The 18,745-nt window shown below is 75.5% G+C and carries 7 protein-coding genes; 3 read left to right on the forward strand and 4 right to left on the reverse strand.

The genetic code is table 11. The features are described 5' to 3' along the window. Nucleotides 1-2: 2 nt before the first annotated feature. Together ACZ6KF_RS11785 and ACZ6KF_RS11790 are read right to left on the reverse strand one after the other, a co-directional pair. Nucleotides 3-827, reverse strand: a complete 825-nt coding sequence (locus tag ACZ6KF_RS11785; RefSeq protein WP_469174807.1) for an FAD binding domain-containing protein — start codon at nt 825-827, stop codon at nt 3-5. 308 nt (nt 828-1,135) lie between these two features. Further along, nucleotides 1,136-2,407, reverse strand: a complete 1,272-nt coding sequence (locus ACZ6KF_RS11790) for a helix-turn-helix domain-containing protein (RefSeq protein WP_469238331.1) — start codon at nt 2,405-2,407, stop codon at nt 1,136-1,138. Between the two features lie 559 nt (nt 2,408-2,966). Between ACZ6KF_RS11790 and ACZ6KF_RS11795 the strand changes: the two genes are divergently transcribed. Continuing rightward, the gene (locus ACZ6KF_RS11795; protein WP_469238333.1) at nt 2,967-3,695 is read left to right on the forward strand and encodes a PAS domain-containing protein; all 729 of its coding nucleotides are present in this window, start codon (nt 2,967-2,969) and stop codon (nt 3,693-3,695) included. A 161-nt stretch (nt 3,696-3,856) separates the two neighbouring features. On the opposite strand, the gene ACZ6KF_RS11800 is transcribed toward ACZ6KF_RS11795, so the two are convergent. Both ACZ6KF_RS11800 and ACZ6KF_RS11805 read right to left on the reverse strand, forming a co-directional pair. Continuing rightward, nucleotides 3,857-4,375 (reverse strand): RNA polymerase sigma factor, encoded by a 519-nt coding sequence (locus ACZ6KF_RS11800; RefSeq protein WP_356628109.1) that lies wholly within the window; start codon nt 4,373-4,375, stop codon nt 3,857-3,859. Between the two features lie 62 nt (nt 4,376-4,437). Next, complete coding sequence (locus tag ACZ6KF_RS11805) at nt 4,438-5,751, reverse strand: phthiocerol/phthiodiolone dimycocerosyl transferase family protein (protein ID WP_469238335.1); 1,314 nt, start codon at nt 5,749-5,751, stop codon at nt 4,438-4,440. 430 nt (nt 5,752-6,181) lie between these two features. Between ACZ6KF_RS11805 and ACZ6KF_RS11810 the strand changes: the two genes are divergently transcribed. Continuing rightward, nucleotides 6,182-14,917, forward strand: coding sequence for an amino acid adenylation domain-containing protein (locus ACZ6KF_RS11810; protein WP_469238337.1), 8,736 nt, complete (start codon nt 6,182-6,184; stop codon nt 14,915-14,917). Then, nucleotides 14,910-18,722 (forward strand): type I polyketide synthase, encoded by a 3,813-nt coding sequence (locus ACZ6KF_RS11815; RefSeq protein ID WP_469238339.1) that lies wholly within the window; start codon nt 14,910-14,912, stop codon nt 18,720-18,722. Before ACZ6KF_RS11810 ends, ACZ6KF_RS11815 begins: the two co-directional genes overlap by 8 nt. Nucleotides 18,723-18,745 lie beyond the last annotated feature (23 nt).

Genomic DNA, 18,745 nt, shown 5'->3' on the forward strand with positions numbered 1-18,745 from the left:
GGCTACCGCTCCTTCGCCAGTGCGCCGCGGATTTCCTCCGCCAGATGCGTCGTCAGGTGCCGGCGCCAGTCCGCCCGTCCGTGGGCGTCCTCCAGGAACAGGTCCGGCGTCAGCGTCGCCCGCAGCCCCGCCCGCAGTTCGGAGGCGGTCGGCGTACCGGTGAAGGAGACGGTCGCCGGGCGTGTCGTGGCGGCCGTGACGGCGAGGGTCACCCCTCCGCCCACCGGGTCGCGGGCGCCGGTCACCAAAGCGACCGAGCGGCCCCACGGGTGCGTGCTCACCCGGCGCATCGTGCCGCCCTCCGCGAGCGCGGCGGCCGGGAGGACGAGGGAGCGCAGCAGTTCGCCGGGCAGCAGAACGGTGCTCCCCGGTCCGGTCACGAAGTCGGCCGCGGGCACCTCGCGTTCCCGTCCGTCGAGCCCCCGCGTCCGGCACACCCCCCGCAGCGCCACGGCGAGCGAGACCATGGGACCGGCGGGCAGGGCCACGCACAGGTTCCCGCCCACCGTGGCGGCGTTCCACACCTTGAAGGAGGACGAGAACGCCCGGCAGCAGGCGGCGATGAGCGAGCGGCCCGCCGGCCACGGACCGTCCGCGGCCTCGGCGAACGCGAGCAGCTCGGCGACGGTGCAGGTGGCCGCCACCTCGATCCCGTCCCCGGTCACCGTCAGGGGCGGCCACCCGCAGGCGCCCAGATCGCGCAGCCGCCGAAGACCGGGCCGGGGCTCGGCGAACAGCGACGTACCGCCCGCCAGCCAGGCGTCCCCCGGTCGCCAGGGCAGGGCGTGCCGCCCGTCGACGACCTCCTCCACAGCTGTCAGATCCATGGACCGTCTCCGCTCGTCGCGCCACGGCGGGTGCCGGCCGGCGGTGAGCCCGCCGGCCCGGCGGGCTCCTTGCCGCGTCCATTCCGCCCGGCCACAGGAAGGTTCCCCTCGCGCGGAAGAGGGCAAGGGAACCGAACGGGTGACGTGCGGGCGTCGGCGGGCGTGCGGCGGCCGTGCGTTCCCTCCCGTACGACGTCCCTCCCGTACGACGCCCTTCCCCTACGACGTCCCTCCGGTACGGCCTCCGCCTCCCCACGGCCGCCCCGCCCTCCCTGCGCCGCCCCGCGCGCATCGGCGCCTTTCGCGCGTCACCGACGCTTGCGACCGGATCCCACCGTGTCGGGCGGCGCCGCGCCGCGCACCTGGGCCAGCGTCGCGGTCAGGGACTGCCGGACGTCGGCCGCGACCTCCAGGTTCATCGCGTCCATGGCCTGGCGGCCGAGCCGTTCCAGGAGCGCGACGCCGTCCTCGACACGTCCGTCGAGCATGGTCAGCCGGCCTTCGAGGACCAGCAGCCGCGCCCGGTGCCGGTACGGCAGCCGCAGGTCCTCGTCCGACAGCAAAGCCCGGCACAGGGTCCGGGCGTCGTCCAGCCGTCCCTCGTGGAAGGCGAGCTGGGCGCTCAGCGCCCGCAACTCGTGCACCTGCGACGGCGTGCCGGTCAGTTCGATGACCTTCCCGGCCTCCTCGAGCCAGCGCCGGGCCGCCTCCAGCCGGGGTGGCGACATCGCGAGGGCCGCGGCCGTCGCACAGGTGCGCAGCCGGGTCCACAAGCCCGGGTCGTCCGCGCCGTTGAGCAGGCCGAGGGCTCTCTCCAGCCGGTCCTGTGCGGTGACGTGGTCCCCTTGGCGGTGACTGACCCGGGAGGCGGTGCACAGGGCTTCGGCCGCCTGGGGCGCGGTGGCCCCGGGGAGGAGGTCGCGCTCCAGTTCGCGGACGTGCCGGCCGGCCGCGTCGAGCCGGCCCAGCTCCGCCTCGACGTCGATCAGCGCCATCAGCGCGGCCATGGCGTCGGCCGCCTGCAGTTCCTCCTCGCGGGCGATGGCCCATGCGGTCTCGGCGGCGGGCTCGGCCGTGCGCAGGTCGCCGAGGGCCCGCAGGCAGTGCGCGTACTGGACGTTCGCCCTCGTCCGCAGTTCCGGCGCCGCCAATCGGTCGCTCAGTTCGACGAGTTCGCGCAGCCGGGCGCGCTCCGTCTCGTAGTCGCCGTTGCTGTTGTCGCAGCGGCTGAGCAGCCACAGCGCGTGCCAGCGGTCGGCGGGGTCGGCGTTCGTGTCGTCCCGCAGCGCCCGGAGCAGGGAGGCGGTGCGGTTCGCGCCGGTCGGCGCCGACGCCGCCGCGGCGAGTGCGTGGTTGAGGGGAAGGTCGCCCAGTGGATCGGTCAGAGCGGACACCTCGACGCCGAGGCGCTCGGCGAGGTAGGCGACGGCACGCGTGGTGGGCCGACGTTCACCGGACTCCAGCCGTGACAGGTAGCCCGTCGACATGCCCTCGCCGACGACCGCCGCCTGACTCAACCCCCGTTCGCGCCTGAGCCTTCTCAGCCGTCGTCCGAAGTGCGGCTGCTCGAGCTTTCCCACGCTCCGATCCCCCGAGGTCACCGTGAGTCCGCGTCGTTCCGCCCGAGGCGAGGGCAGCGCGCGGAAGTCGCTCGTATTTTACGAATCGTTGACAGGGCGGGCAACGCGGTCACGGTCCCGAAACCTTTCGGAGACGCGCCGGCGTTCTCGTCGGGCGTGACATCCGGGGTTTCCCGCAAGGTCGCCGCGTTCCGTCCAAGTGGCCTTCCGGTGAACGGCGTTGACGCCGTGCCGGACCTCGCAGGCAAACCCTTGCCAAGGGCGTTGGCGGGCCTTAGCCTTCGAAGTACCGGCCAGATGCGACCTTGCCCCTCGTCTCCGGAGGTTCCCGTGCCCTTTCGCGCCCAGTTGGGCACGTTACGGAGGTCGACCGCGGGGATCGTCGCGACAGCCGTCTGCTCAGGAGTCACCGGACGCTCCGGAGACCCGCGCGAGCGCAGTGGTGATTCCTGGTAACCCTGATCGTGCAACTGCGGGGCGTAAAAGAGCCTCGACAACGTTGTCCGACGGTCGTGCCGCACATCCCAGCCCCCCACGCACACAGAAGGACGTTACGTCCGTGGCCACCACGAGCAGCACCCTTTCCTCCCTCACATCCCTGTCCTCCTTTTCATGTCTCCCCGTCCCGCCTTCCTCCGACGCCAAAAAGGCGGCCGGCGCACCCCGTTCCCGGGAATCGGCCCAGGAATTCGCCGGCAGTCGGCGCCGCCGCGCCTACACGGCCCACGCATCCGCCCGGGACACGTCCGTCACTGCCGCGGAGGCGGAATTCGCGGCGCTGTTCGGCCTGAGTTCGGGCGAGATATACGGACGTGATCTGTGCGACCTCCTCCTCGCCCGGTCGCCCGCGGACCTGCGGCGCCGGTTCACCGCTCTCACCGAAGGCCGGGCGAGCTCCTTCACGGAACGGGTGACCGGCCGGGACGGCATCGGCCGGACCTTCCACGCGCACCTGACGGTGACCGCGGTCGCCGACCCGCACGGTCCGGCGGGACTGGTCGTCCTCCTGCACCGCACCGGCCATCCCGATCCGGCGGACCCGAACGGCCGGCACACCCTCAGCGAACTCGACGCCCGTGTCCTCGAAGGAGTGGCGGGCGGCGCGTCGACGGTGCAGTTGGCGAGCAGCCTCTACATGAGCCGTCAGGGCGTCGAATACCGTGTGGGGCGGTTGTTGCGCAGATTCGACGCGCCCAACCGTCCGGCGCTCGTCGCCAGGGCCCACGGGCTGGGCATGTTCGCCGAGGGACAGTGGCCGCCGAGCGTGCTGCCGGACTTCGTCGAGTAGCCGGCACCGGTCGCGCGGCTCACGCCGGGGCGGCTGCGCACCGTGCGCAGCCGCCCCGGCGCGTCCTTCTCGTCGCCCTCGGCGGTCGCCGGCCACCGCCACGCGCCGAGCGAATGTGATCGGCCGTCAGTTCCGTCCGACCGCCCCGGCGCCGCCCTGCGTCAGGCGGCCGAAGGCAGCCACGCCTCGCGGAACCGGCGGCGGGCCCGGTGCAGACGGGACCGGACCGTCCCCACCGGCAGCGACAGGACCCGCGCCATCTCCTCCTCGTTGAGCCCGTACGTGCGCAGCGTGAGGACCTGCCGGTGGGAGGCGGAGAGCCGGTCCAGTACGTCGCTGATGTGCACGGTGTCCAGCGGGTTCGCCTCCTGCCCCGAGTCGACCTGCACGCAGGCCTCCTCGTCCGCCGCGCGCTTCACGGTGCGGACGGCCTCCCGCAGGGTCACCGCACGCACCCAGCCGTAGAACGCGTTCGGCTCGCGCAGGGTGGGCAGGCCGCGGTAGATGGCGAGGAGTGCCTCCTGGGTGGCGTCGGCGCCGTCGTCGTGGGTGACGGACCGGCACAGTCGGGCGACGTAGGGCGTGATGCCGGTCAGCAGGTGGTTCATGGCCTGCTCGTCCCCCGCCTGGGCCCGGGGCAGCAGGGCGAGGGGGGCGGGCATGTGGCTGACAGTGCTCATGTGGGGGAGTGCTCCTTGTGGCAGCCGGTGCGGTCGGGCGCGGTGGGCCGGGGCGGCCGTCCTCAGCGGGCGTCCGCGAGTGCGGGAGATGCCTCGGCGGCGTCCGCGAACGCGAGGAGACCGGCCAGGACGTCGTCGCGGAAGGCGTGCATGAAGGACGGGCTGAAGCAGCCGGTGAAGTGGGGGAACTCGACGGCGAGCCGTCCTTCGAAGGCGACGACGCACGCCATGACGGGACTGCGGCCCGCCTGCGGGAAGTAGTTCTCACGCGCGGGCACCAGCCGGACGTCGGTGACGTCCAGCCCGGCCGGCGTCCGGGGGCCGGGCTGGACGCCCATGTTCGTGGCGATCACGGTGGCCAGCTGGAGCGCCGGATTGCGGGGGATCTCCGGCGTGATCCGCATCTCGTGGTACTGCTCCCCGCGGTCGATGGAGTCGCGCAGCCGGGTGTGGACCGTACGCGCCAGCTCCATCGGATCGGTGTCGCCGGCCACCTCGACGGTCTGCAGATGGGTGGTGACCGCCGGGACCATGACCGCGGCCGGCAGCGGCGGCGACAGCCGGGACCGCAGGTCCACGGGGGACAGACAGCCGAGCGTGCGGGGGCCGTCGCCCTCCAGGCGGCGCCGTGCCGTCGTGAGGAGCGCGGCGGCGACGAGGGAGTGCACGGACAGACCCGCCGCGCGTGCGGTACGCCGCAGCCGGGCGGTGCGCTCCTCGTCCAGGGTCAGCCGGCACGCCTCGATACGGCCGTCGGCGGCCGGGCGCGTGACGTCGTAGGGCACGAGCTGGACGGGGTGGCGCCGTGTCTCCTCGATGCGCCGCTCCAGGTGGGCGGCCGTGGCCGCCGGATCGGTGCCGGGCAGCAACTCGCTGACCGGCCGCGGCCAGTCCTCGCCGACGGACGCGGCCGGGCCGGTCCCGGCCGCCTCCCGCGGGTCCGCGCCGCCCTCGACCAGGGTCCGGTAGTGGTCCCAGACGGCGTTGAGCAGAGCGATGCTGCTGTGCCCGTCGGTGACCGTGTGGTCCACGACCATGACGAACAGATGGCTGTCGCCCTCCGGCGCGCTCACCAGGACCGCGCGGCTGAGCGGGCCGCCGACCGGAAGCGGGGTGTTCAGCTCGGCGGCGTAGGCGTCCTCGCCTCCGGTGCGGGTGATCAGACGCGGCCGCTCCTCCTCGCCCAGGAGCTGCAGCGCGAAGCCGCCGCCGTCCGGGGCGATGCGCGACCGCAGGGTCGGATGGGCCTGCGTGGCGGCGTCGAACGCCGCGGACAGCGCCCCCACGTCGATCCGTCCACGCAGGGTGCAGGAGAGCACCGCTCTGCTTCGCTGTCCGACGTACAGCGTCTCGACCGGGCACAACGCACGGTGCATGCCGCCAGCCTTTCTGCTTCGATCACTTTCCGGGTGCACGCGGCGGTGACGGTTCCGTCACCGCGGGGGGCTCGAATGCCCGACGCCGTCAGAGAGTGCATCGCCGGCGGCGACGGAATCCACCCGTGGCCCATGGCGGCGGGGAAGTTGCGGGAATTCCCTGAATTCCGCCGGGGGCGCGGCTATCCCTACTCCTTCGTTCTTCAGGGAAACACCTGAATCCCCCGGCCGGGCCCGGTCCGCACTTGATCCGTTTCCTCGTGGCGGCGCACCCTTGGGGCACTTGCAGGACCCGCGACGGGGCCGTGCCGGCCCCACGCTCCCGGCGTGCGACCGCCTTTCCCCGCTTCCGGGCCCAGGCCGCACCCCCCGCCCGCCCGCCCGGCCGTCCGGGCAGGGACGTCACGACTTGCCACGTGAGGGTTGTGCCATGTCACTCCACGAGGAGTCGCTCCGCGAGGACGACCACCAGCCGATGTCCGGAGCCCAGGAGGGACTCTGGTACGCCGGACGGCTCGCGTCCGACAGCGCCGCCTACAACACCGCCGAAGCGGTGGAGATCCACGGCGCCCTGGACGTCGGCCTGTTCGAGACGGCGCTGCGCCGCACCGTGGGCGAGGCCGACACCTTCGCCCTGCGCTTCCTCGACACGGACGACGGCCCCCGCTGCAGGCGGGCCGCCGACCCGGACGACTGGACGCTGCACCCGATCGACGTCAGCGACGCCGACGACCCCGAGGGCGCCGCCTGGGAACGGGTCCGCGCGGAACTGGCGACGCCGGTGGACCTCGACAAGGGGCCGCTGTTCTCGCACACCCTGATCACCCTCGCCCCCGACCGGCGCCTGTGGCTGCTGAGGGCCCATCACATCCTCCTCGACGGCTACAGCTACAAGCTCCTCGGCCGCCGCCTGGCCGACACCTACAACGCGCTCGCCGAGGGCCGCGAGCCCGCCCCCGCCGTCTTCGCGCCCGTGGGCCGCCTCCAGGCCGAGGAGGCGGCCTACCTCGCCTCCGAACGCTGCGCCCGGGACCGCGCGTACTGGGCCCGGCGACTCGCCGGCCTGCCGGAGCCCGCGCGGCTCACGCGCCGCACAGCCGCCCCCGTGGCCCCCTTCCTGCGCCGCACCGCCGAACTGGACGGGGCCGACGCGCAGGCTCTGTCGGAGGCGGCCGCCCGGCTCGGCGTCACCCGCACCGACCTGCTCACCGCCGCCGTCGCCGCCTACCTGCACCGCATGACCGGCGCCGAGGACCTGGTGCTGGGCATGGCCACGATGAGCCGGCTGGGCAGCGCCGCCCTGCGCACCCCGGGCACCGCCTCGGACATCCTGCCGCTGCGGGTGGCCGCCGGCCCCGGCACCGCGGTCGCCGACCTGGCCCGGGCGGTCGCCGGCGAACTCGTGCAGCTGCGCCGGCACCAGCAGTACCGGGGCGAGTTCATCCGCCGCGACCTCAACGTGCTCGGCACCGGCCGCCGGCTCCACGGTCCGGTGCTGAACATCGTGCCGTTCACCGAGGCCCTCGACTTCGGCGGCCACCCGGCCACCTGGCACCACCTCTCCGGCGGCGCCGTCGACGACCTCCAGATCACGGTGCGGCCCGGGGCCCGGCCCGACGGGCTGTGGCTGGCCTTCGACGCCAACCCCGCCCTGTACGAGGAGGACGAACTCGCCCTGCACCGCGACCGGTTCCTGCTGCTCCTGCGCCGACTGGCGCAGGCCGCGCCGACCACCCCCGTGGGAGACCTGGACCTGCTGCTGCCCGGCGAGCACCCGCGCGACGCACCCGTGCGGGACTTCCCCGTCACCGCCACCCTCACCGACCTGTTCGAGCGGCAGGTCCGCGCCCGCCCGGAGAGCGTCGCGGTCACCAGCGACGGCGAACGGCTCACCTACGCGGAACTCGATGCCCGGGCCAACCGCCTGGCCCGGCTGCTGGCCGAGCGCGGCGCGGGCCCCGGCCGGGTGGTGGCGCTGGCCCTGCACCGGGGCCCGCGGCTGCTGCCCGCCCTGCTGGCCGTCCTCAAGACGGGTGCCGCCTACCTCCCCCTGGACCCCGGCCACCCGGCGGAACGCCTGCGGCTGGTCATGGACGACACCGCCCCCGTTCTCCTCGTCACCGAGACCGGCCTCGCGCCACGCCTCACCGGCGCCGTCCCCGCCGTCGTCCTGGACGATCCCGCCGTGGAGGCGGACCTCGCCGCCCGCCCGGCCGAGGCACCGACCGACGCCGGCCGGCAGGCTCCCGGGAGCCCGTCGGACATCGCGTACATCATCCACACCTCCGGCTCCACCGGCCGCCCCAAGGGCGTGCCCGTCCCGCACGCCAACGTCGTCCGCCTCTTCGCCGCGGCCGCCGAGCACTTCGACTTCGGCCCCGACGACGTATGGACGCTGTTCCACTCCTACGCCTTCGACTTCTCGGTGTGGGAGATCTGGGGCGCCCTGCTGCACGGGGGCCGCCTCGTCGTCGTCCCCCACGCCGTCAGCCGCTCGCCCCGCGACTTCCTGCGGCTGCTGCACCGCGAGGGCGTCACCGTGCTCAACCAGACGCCGTCCGCCTTCGAACAGCTCATCGACGCCGACGCCGACGGGGCTGCCGTCGGCGGCCCGGACCCGGCGCGCACCCTGCGCCACGTCGTCTTCGGCGGCGAGGCCCTGCGCCCCGAGCGCCTGCGGCCCTGGGCCGACCGGCACGGACTGGACAGCCCGGCGCTGGTGAACATGTACGGCATCACCGAGACCACCGTGCACGTCACCCACCACCGCCTCACCGAGGCCGACCTGACCGACCCCCGCCGCGCGAACCTCATCGGCAGGCCGCTGGCGGACCTGCGGGTGCATCTCCTCGACCCCGAGGGCCGGCCCGTGCCGCCCGGCGCGGTGGGCGAGATGTACGTCGCCGGCGCGGGCGTGGCCGCCGGGTACCTCGGCCGGCCCGAACTGACCGCCGAACGGTTCCTCGACGACCCCTTCGGGCCGGCCGGCGGCCGGATGTACCGCTCCGGCGACCTGGCCCGCCGCCGCGCCGACGGCGCCCTGGAGTACCTCGGCCGCGCCGACCAGCAGGTCCAGCTGCGCGGCTTCCGCATCGAGCCCGGCGAGATCGAGGCCGTCCTCGCCGCCCACCCGCGCGTGGCCCGCGCCGCGGTCGTCGTTCGCCGCGCCGACAACGGCGCCCGGCACCTCGTCGCCTACACGGTGCCCGCCGGGCAGGAGCCGCCCGCCCCGGCGGAACTGCGCGCCCACGCCGCCGCCCACCTGCCCGACCACATGGTCCCCGCGGCCTGCGTCGCCGTCGACGCGCTCCCGCTGACCGCCAACGGCAAGCTCGACACGGACGCCCTGCCCGCACCCGACTTCACCGCGACCGCGTCCGGCGCCCGCCCGCGCACCCCGCAAGAGGCCCTGTTGTGCGCCCTGTTCGAGGACGTCCTGCGGCTGCCGCGCGACACCGTCGGCGCCGACGCCGGCTTCTTCGACCTCGGCGGCGACTCCCTGCTCGCCACCCGCCTGCTGGCCCGGCTGCGGCACAGGACCGGAGCCGAGGTGCCCATCACCGTCCTGTTCGACGGCCCGACGCCGGCGGCCCTCGCCCGGCGGCTCGCCGACCTGTCCGGGACCGCCCACGACCGCCCGGTGCTCGGGGAGGCCGAACGCCCCGAACGCCTCCCGCTGTCCTACGCCCAGGAACGCATGTGGTTCCTGCACCGGCTCGACGACGCGGCGGCCACCTACAACATCCCGCTCGTCGTGCCGCTCGGCCCCGCCGTGGACGCCGACGCGCTGGACGCGGCGCTCGGCGACGTCGCCGAGCGGCACGAGAGCCTGCGCACCGTGTTCGCCGAGCGGGACGGCGTCCCCCACCAGCGGATCCTGCCGCCCGGTGAGCTGCGCCCGCGGCTGCGCCGGGTGGACTGCCCGGCGGACGAGATCGCCGCCCACGTCACCGCGGCCGGTCGGCACCGCTTCGACCTGACCGGCGAAAGCCCCCTGGCGGCCTGGCTGTTCGGGACGGGCAAGGAGCGGACCCTGCTGCTGGTGCTGCACCACAGCGCCGCCGACGGCTGGTCGCTGCGCCCCCTCGCCGACGACCTGACCGCCGCCTACGCCGCCCGCCGCGCGGGCCGCGCCCCCGCCTTCGACCTGCTGCCGGTGCAGTACGCCGACCACGCCCTGTGGCAGCGCGCCCTGCTCGCCCCCGGCCCCGACGGCACGGGACGGCTGGAGCGGCTGACCGCCCACTGGCGCGAGGCTCTCGCCGCACTGCCCGAGGAGTGCACGGTCCCCGGCGACCGCCCCCGCCCCGCCTCCCCGCGCGGCGACGGGGCCCACGTCGCCGAGACCCTGGACGCCGCAGTCCACCGCGACCTGCTGCACCTGGCCGAACGCGAGGGCGCCAGTCTGTTCATGGTGCTGCACGCCGCCGTGAGCGCCCTGCTCAGCCGGTGCGGAGCGGGCGAGGACATCGTCGTCGGCACTCCCGTGGCGGGTCGCTCCGAACCCGCCCTGGACGACCTGATCGGCCTGCTCGCCAACACCCTCGTGCTGCGCGCCGACACCTCCGGCGACCCCGCGTTCCGGGACCTGCTCGCCCGGCTGCGCCCGCGGGTCCTGGCGGCGCTCGACCACCAGGACCTGCCCTTCGACCGGCTGGTGGACGAGCTGAACCCGCCCCGCCGCCCCGGCCGGCACCCGCTGTTCCAGGTCATGCTGGCCCTGCAGAACAACGAACCCGCCGTCCTGCGCCTGGACGACCGGGAGACGCCGCTGCGGCCCAGCGCCACCGGCACCGCCAAGTTCGACCTGTTCGTCGACGTCCTCGAACGGCACGGCCCGGACGGCGCGCCCGGCGGACTCGACCTGCACCTCGAGTACGCCACGGACCTGTACGACGCCTCCACCGCGGGACGACTGGCGCGCGCCCTGGCGGAGCTGCTGCGCGCGGTGTGCGCGGACCCGGACCGCAGGATCGGCGACCTTCCGGCACCGCCGCCGCGCACCCCGGCCGCACCCCGCGAGGCCGACGCCGTCGCAGTGACGGACGCGGCCCTGGCCGTGCCCGGAATCCGCGACGCGGTCGCGCTGCCCGGGCCCGACGGCACCCCGCCGCGGCTGTTCGTGGTGCCGGGCCGCGCGGAGGCCGCCGAGCGCGTCGAACAGATCCTCGCCGAGGCCGGCCACGGCGAGGTCCGTCTCACGGCGGTCAACGGCCTGCCCCGCACCGCCGACGGCGCGCTCGACACGGCCGCACTGCACGCCCTGCCCCCGCTCGACGGCACCGCCGCCGAGTCCTGGCGCCGGCACCTGTCCCGCGTCCCCGGCGTCCGGACCGCCGAAGCCGCAGTGGAGGACGCCCCGGAAGAGCTGCCCCGCCGGCACGCCGGCCCCGCGCGCCGCGCCGCCCCGCCGGCGCCCGCCGATGGCCCGCGCACGGCGTCCGGAACCGTCCCGGCGCTCAGCGAGGGACCGGAACTGGCCGAACCGACCGTCCCCGGCTGGGCGCAGGCCCTCGTACGCGCCGCCGAACAGGGTCACGGCGACATCGTGCACGTGCACGCCGACGGCGCCGAGACACGGCGCAGCTACGCGTCCCTGCTCACGGAGGCCTCCCGGGTGCTCGCCGGGCTGCGTCGCGCCGGGCTGCGCCCCGGCGACCCGGTGATCCTCCAGTGCGACGCCACCGAGGACTTCCTCGCCGTCCTGTGGGGCTGCGTCCTCGGCGGTTTCGTCGCCGTCCCGCTGACCGTCCCCGCCTCCTACGGCACCCCCTCCGCCGCCCTCACCAAGCTGGAGGGCATCTGGCGGATGCTCGGCCGCCCCTGGATGGTGTGCTCCCCGGCCCTGGAGGCCGGCCTGCGCGACCTGGCCGGCCGTCAGGACTGGCCCGGGCTGCGGCTGACGACGGCCGACGCGCTGCGGGACGCGCCCGAGGACCGCGACTGGCACGCCGCCCGGCCCGACGACCTCCTCCTGATGCTGATGACGTCCGGCAGCACCGGCCTGCCCAAGGCCGTCCGGCTGACCCACCGCAACGTGCTGACCCGGTCCGCCGCCACCGCGGCCATGAACGGGCTCGGCGAGCGGGACGTCTCCCTGAACTGGATCCCCCTCGACCACGTCACCGGCGTGGTGATGTTCCACCTGCGCGACGTCTACCTCGGCTGCCGGCAGATCCACGCGCCGACCTCCTGGATCCTCCAGGACCCGCCGCGCTGGATGGACCTCGCCCACCGGCACCGGGTCACCGTCACCTGGGCGCCCAACTTCGCCTTCGGACTGCTGGCCGAGCACGCCGACCGCTTCCGCGACCGGCAGTGGGACCTGACGCCGATGCGGCTGGTGATGAACGCCGGCGAGGTCGTGGTGGCCGCGGCGGCCCGGCGGTTCCTGCACACGCTGAAGCCGTTCGGACTGCCGCAGGACGTGATGCACCCCGGCTGGGGCATGTCGGAGACCTGTTCCGTCGTCACCGACGCCGTGCTGCCCGCCGAACCGACCGGCGCCGACGAGACGTTCGTCAGCTGTGGCCTGCCCTACCCCGGCTTCGCCATGCGGATCGTCGACGAACGCGGCACCCTGCTCACCGAGGGCGACGTCGGCCGGTTCCAGGTCCGCGGCACCTCCGTGACCGGCGGTTACCACGACAACCCGGCCGCCAACGCCGAGGCGTTCACCGACGACGGCTGGTTCGACACCGGCGACCTGGCCTTCCTGCGCGACGGCGAGCTGTACATCACCGGCCGCGCCAAGGACGTCATCATCGTCAACGGCGTCAACCACTACAGCCACGAGATCGAGGCCTGCGTCGAGGAACTGCCGTACGCGGTGAGGAGTTTCACCGCCGCCTGCGCGGTGCGCTCCGACCCGTCGGCGACCACCGACGAACTCGCCCTGTTCGTCCACCTCGCCCCCGGGCATGACCCCGCCACCGCCCTGCGCGAGATCTCCGGCAAGGTGACCCGGGAGATCGGCGTGAGCCCCGCCTTCCTCGTGCCGGTCCCGGCCGACGCCATCCCCAAGACCGAGATCGGCAAGATCCAGCGGACCGGACTGCGCAAGAGCTTCGAGGCGGGCGCCTTCGACGACGCGGTCCGCGAGGCCCAGTTGCTGCTCGGGACGGCCGCCACCCTGCCCGACTGGTTCCTGCGCCCGGTGTGGCAGCGGGCCGAACGCCACCGCCCGCGCCCGGCGGCGGCCGGTCGGCACACCCTCGTCCTCGCGGGCGGCGACCCCCGCGCCCACGACCTCGCCGGGCGCCTCGCACAGGCGCTCCGGGCCGACGGCGGGCTGTGCACGCAGGTCACCGACGGACCGTCGTACACCCGCCTCGACGCCGCCCACCACCGGGTGAGGCCCGCCGACGAGGACGACCACACGGCGCTGCTGCGGGCCCTCGAAGCCGACGGCCGGCCGGTCGACGCCATCGTGCACCTCGGCGCCCTGCACACCCCCCACACCGCCGACCCGGCGCACGCCGACACCGCGGCCGTGTCCCTGCTCGCGCTCGCCCGGTCCCTCGCGGCCCGGCCCGGCGGACCGCGCCCAGCGGACCTGCTGTACGTGACCGCGGGGGCCCAGGCCGTCGACGCCGACGACCGCCCCAGTCCGGCCCACGCCATGGCCGGCGCCGTACTGAAGTCGCTGCGGGAGGAGCTCGGCGGCCTGCGCTGCGTCCACCTCGACCTCGACCCGCACGACGACGCGGACCCCGTGCCGCTGCTGCTGGCCGAGGCGGCCGGCGTCCCCGCCGACACCGAGGTCGCCCACCGCCGCGGCCGGCGCCTGGTCCGCAGGCTGGCCCCGCTGCCCGAGCCCGCGACCCGCACGGGCCCGCCCGCAGCCGACGGCTTCCACCTCGTCAGCGGGGGACTGGGCGGCGTGGGCGCCGAAGTCGCCGCCCACCTGCTGCGCACCCCCGGCGCCCGGCTCCTCGTCCTCGGCCGCACGCCCCTGCCCGCACCGGGCACCCGGCCCGACGCCGCAGGGACCGCCACCGCCCGCGCCGAGACCCACCGGCGGCTGCGCGAGCTGGGCGAGGTCCGGTACGCCTGCGCCGACGTGACCGACGAGCGGCAGGTCCGCGAAGCCGTCCGCGCCGCCGCCGAGCACTGGGGCGCGCCCCTGGTGTCCGTCCTGCACCTGGCCGGGGCCCTCGTCGAACGCCCCGTCGGCGAACTCGGCCCCGACGCCTGGCGCGAGGCCCTGGACGCCAAGGTGCGCGGCGCCTGGACCCTGCACAAGGTCGCCGCCGACCACCCGGTCGCCTCCTTCGTCACCTTCTCCTCGGTGAACGGCTGGTTCGGCGGCGCCCTGAACACCGCCTACGCCGCCGCCAACGCCTACCTCGACGCCCTCGCCCTGCACCGCCGCGCCCTCGGCCTGCCCGCGCAGAGCCTGGCCTGGAGCATGTGGCGCGAGCACGGCATGAGCAGGGGCTACCGGCTCACCGCGCTCACCGAGGCCCGCGGCTACCGCGTCCTGGACACCAGCGCCGCGCTGCGCTCCTTCGACCTGGCCCGCACCCTGGACGAACCCCACCTGCTGATCGGCGCCGACCGCAGCGCGGCCTGGGTGCGCAGCCACGCCCTCGAACCGGCCCGGCAGGTGCGCCGGCTCGCCGGCCGCGTCGCCCTGGAGGACGGCGCCGACCTCGGCGCGCTGTACCGGGCCGCCGCCGAGGCCGCGGACGGCGACCACTGGGTGCTGCGCGCGGACGGCGGCACCGGACAGGCCGCCGCGTCCGCCGACCGGACGGGGGAGCGGCTGCGGGAGCTGGAGAGCAGACTCGCCGGCCTGTGGCGCGAGGTGCTGGGCCGCGACCGGGTCGGCCCGGACGAGAACTTCTTCGACCTGGGCGGCAACTCGCTGCTCCTGGTCTCCGCCCAGAGCGCCGTCAACCGGGCCTTCGGCTGCGAGCTGACGGTCGTCGACCTCTTCGCCCACCCCACGGTGCGCGCCCTGGCCCGCCACCTGTCGACCCCGACCGGACCGCAGGCCCCCGCGACCACCGGCGCCCCGCCGACGGCGGACCCGCAGGCGCCGCCGCAGACCGACGGTACCGGGCCGAGCGGCCTGGACCTCGCCAAGGAACGAGCCCAGCGGCAGCGCGCGGCCCGCGCCCGCCGCTCCGCACGGCACGGGAAGGACCGAGGCCATGCATGAGACCACCGAACCGTACGACGAGCAGCCGCCGGCCGTCGCCGTGATCGGCATGGCGGGCCGCTTCCCCGGCGCGGACGACCTGGACGCCTTCTGGGACAACCTGGCCGCCGGACGGGAGTCGGTGCGGCCCGTCACCGACGAGGAGTTCCTCGCCGCCGGCGGATCCGAGCGCGACCTCGACGACCCCGCGCTGGTCCGCATGGTGTCCGTCGTCGAGGGGATCGACCGCTTCGACTCCGGGTTCTTCGGCTACAGCCCCGCCGAGGCGGCCGTCGTCGACCCCCAGCAGCGGCTGCTGCTGGAGACGGCGTACCACGCCCTGGAGGACGCCGGCTGCCTCGGCTCCGACACCGAGACCGGCACGTTCGGCGTGTACGCCGGCAGCGGCGACAGCCGCTACTACCCGGCCCACGTCCACCCCCGCTACGCCGGGCGGCCCGGCTCGGTGGAACTCGTCCACGCGGCCACCGCCAACTCGCTCGGCACGCTCGCCACCCGCGTCTCCTACGAACTCGGGCTGACCGGGCCGAGCGTCTCCCTGCAGACGGCCTGCTCCACCGCGCTCGTCGCCGTGCACACCGCCTGCCAGGACCTGCTCGACCACCGCTGCGACACCGCCCTCGCCGCCGCCGTCTCCCTCAACCCCTCGGCGCTGCTCGGCTACCGCTACGTGCCCGGCGGGCCCTTCTCGCCGGACGGACACTGCCGCGCGTTCGCCGAGGACGCGGCCGGCACCTCCTCCGGCGACGGCGTCGGCGCCGTCGTCCTCAAGCGACTGGAGGACGCCCTCGCCGACGGCGACCGCATCCGCGCCGTCGTCCGGGGCAGCGCCGTCAACAACGACGGACGCCGCAAGGTCGGCTTCAGCGCGCCCAGCGCCGCCGGCCAGACCGAGGTCGTCCTCGCGGCACAGGCCCAGGCGATGACCGACGCCGGCACCATCGGCCTGGTCGAGGCGCACGGCACCGCCACCCTCCTCGGCGACCCGATCGAGGTGGCAGCACTCACCGAGGCCTTCCGGCAGTCCACCCGACGCCGTGGCTACTGCGCCCTCGGCTCGGTGAAGACCAACATCGGCCACCTCGGGGCGGCCGCCGGCATCGCCGGGCTCATCAAGGCCGTCCTCGCCCTGGAACACCGGCAGATCCCCCCGAGCCTGCACTTCGACCGGCCCAACCCGCACATCGACTTCGCCGCCGGGCCCTTCCGCGTGCCCACCACCCTGGAGGACTGGCCGGCGGACGGACACCCCCGGCGCGCCGCGGTCAGCGCCTTCGGCATCGGCGGCACCAACGCCCACGTCATCCTGGAGGAGGCGCCGCCCGCCCCGCCCGCCCCGCCCCGGGAACCGGCGCACGGCCGCCTGGTGCTGCCCCTGTCCGCGCGCACCGCCGGCGCCCTGCGCGGCCAGGCCGACGCCCTCGCCCGCCACCTCGAAAGGCGGCCGGACCTGCGCCTGGACGACGTCGCGCACTCCCTGCGCACCGACCGGCCCCGGCTGCGCCACCGCCTGGCCGTGACCGCCGCCTCCCGCGAGGAGGCCCTCTCCGCGCTGCGCGACGCCGTGCCCACGACGCCGCCCGTGCCGGACGAGCCCGTACGCGTGGCGTTCCTGCTGCCGGGCGGCGGCACCCAGTACCCCGGCATGGGCGCCGAACTGCACCGCACGCACGACGTCTACCGCGACTGCGTCGACGCCTGCGCGCGCATCCTGCGCCCCGTCCTCGGCGCCGACCTGCGCGACGCCCTGTTCGGCCGCGACCGGGCCGACACCACGAGCACGTTCCTCGGCCTGGTCGTCACCGAGTACGCCCTCGCCCGGACCCTCATGGAGGCCGGCGTCCGCCCGGACGCCCTCATCGGCCACTCGCTCGGCGAGTACACGGCCGCCTGCCTGGCCGGCGTGTTCGACCTCGACGAGATGCTGCCCCTGGTCACCGAACGCCTCCGGCTCATCGGCTCCGCGGGCGGGGCCACCGTCGGGGTGGCGGCGCCCGCCGAGGACGTGCTGCCCCTGCTCGGCGACGACCTGTCCCTGGCCGCCGTGAACGGACCCGCCGCCTGCACCGTCGCCGGACACGACGACGCCGTCACCCGCTTCGAGGCCGAACTCGCCCGCCGAGGACTGCCGTTCCGTCGGCTGCGCATCCCCGCCGCGGCGCACTCCCACGTCCTGGACCCGGTGCTGGACACGTACGGGAAGCACCTGCGCGGCGTCACCCTGCGCCCGCCGCGGATCCCGTTCGTCACCAACGTCACCGGCACCTGGATCACCGACGCACAGGCGACCTCGGTGCGGCACTGGATCGACCACACCCGCGGCACCGTGCGGTTCGCCGACGGCGTCACCGCCCTGTGGGAGCACCGCCCCGTCCTGGTGGAGATCGGACCGGGCGACACCCTCACCAAGCTCGCGGCGGCGCAGCTCGCACAGGACACGCCGGTGACGGTGACCACCATGCGGCACGTCAAGGCCGAAGCCGACGACGGGTTCGTCCTCGCCGAGGCGCTCGGCCGGCTGTGGAGCGCGGGCGTGGACCGGGCGCTCCCCGAGGTGCCGGGCGCGCCCCGGCGCGCCCCGCTGCCTCCCTACGCCTTCGAACGGCACCGCCACTGGATCGACGCCCCCGGCGCCCGCACGGACCCCGGCACGCCGGACGCCGGGACGGCGGCGGAACCCGGGCCCCGCCTCGGCCCGCGGCCCCGCCTGACCACCGAGCACGTGCCCCCGCGCACCGAGCGCGAACAGGCCGTGACCCGGCTGTGGGAGGAGACCCTCGGCATCGGCGGCATCGGCGTCCACGACAACTTCTTCGACCTGGGCGGCGACTCGATGCGCGCCGTCCTGCTGGCGGGCCGGCTCGGCCAGGCCGGCGTGCTCGACGTGCCCGCCGCCGCCCTGCTGGCCGCGCCCACCGTGGCCGGACTGCTCACGGCCGCCGACGACTCCGCGACGCGCGACCAGGGCGGCGGCGGGAACGCCCTCGCGCCCCTCCTGCCGCTGCGGGCCGAAGGCGCCGCCGCGCCCCTGTTCTGCGTCCACCCCGGCGCGGGCGTCTCCTGGCGCTACACGGGACTGCTGCCCCACCTCGGCGGCGACCAGCCGGTCTACGGCATCCAGGCCGCCGGCCTCGACGGCGCCGCGCCGCCCGCGCCGGACGCGGCGTCCATGGTCGCCTCCTACGTCGACCTCGTCCGCGAGGTGCAACCGCACGGCCCCTACCGCCTGCTGGGCTGGTCCTACGGCGGCTTCGTGGCGCACGCCATGGCCTGCGCCCTTCAGCGGCGGGGCGAGCGGGTGGAACTGCTGGCGATGCTGGACGCGCCCCAGCCGCACGGCGCCGCCCACGACACCGAGGCCGCCGAACGCCAGGTGGCGTCCCTGCTGGCGAGGGTGGCCGGCCTGCCCGTCGAGCCGGGAGCGGCCGAGGCGCCGCGCGTCGCGGCCGTCCTGGACCGGATCGACGCCGCCCTGGCCGCCGATCCGGCGAGTTCGCCCGTCACCCGCGCCGAGGCCGAGGCCATCGCCGTCGTCATGCGCAACAACCTGCGCATCGCGCCCCAGTTCGCGCCCGGCGTCTTCGACGGGGACGTGCTGTTCTTCAGCGCAGCCCGGGAGGAGTCCGCCGGCTTCCCCGGCGACCTCGCCGTCCTGCCCGACAAGGCCGCGGGCTGGCGGCCCCACGTCGCCGGGACCCTGCACGAGCACCGCGTTCCGTGCGGTCACTACGAGATGACCGAACCCGAGCCCATCGCCCTGATCGGCGCCGCGGTCGCCAAGGCGCTGCGCCCGGCGTCCGACTGACCGCCCGACCCCCACCCCCCTCG

The organism is Streptomyces sp. NPDC046379, assembly GCF_055587785.1.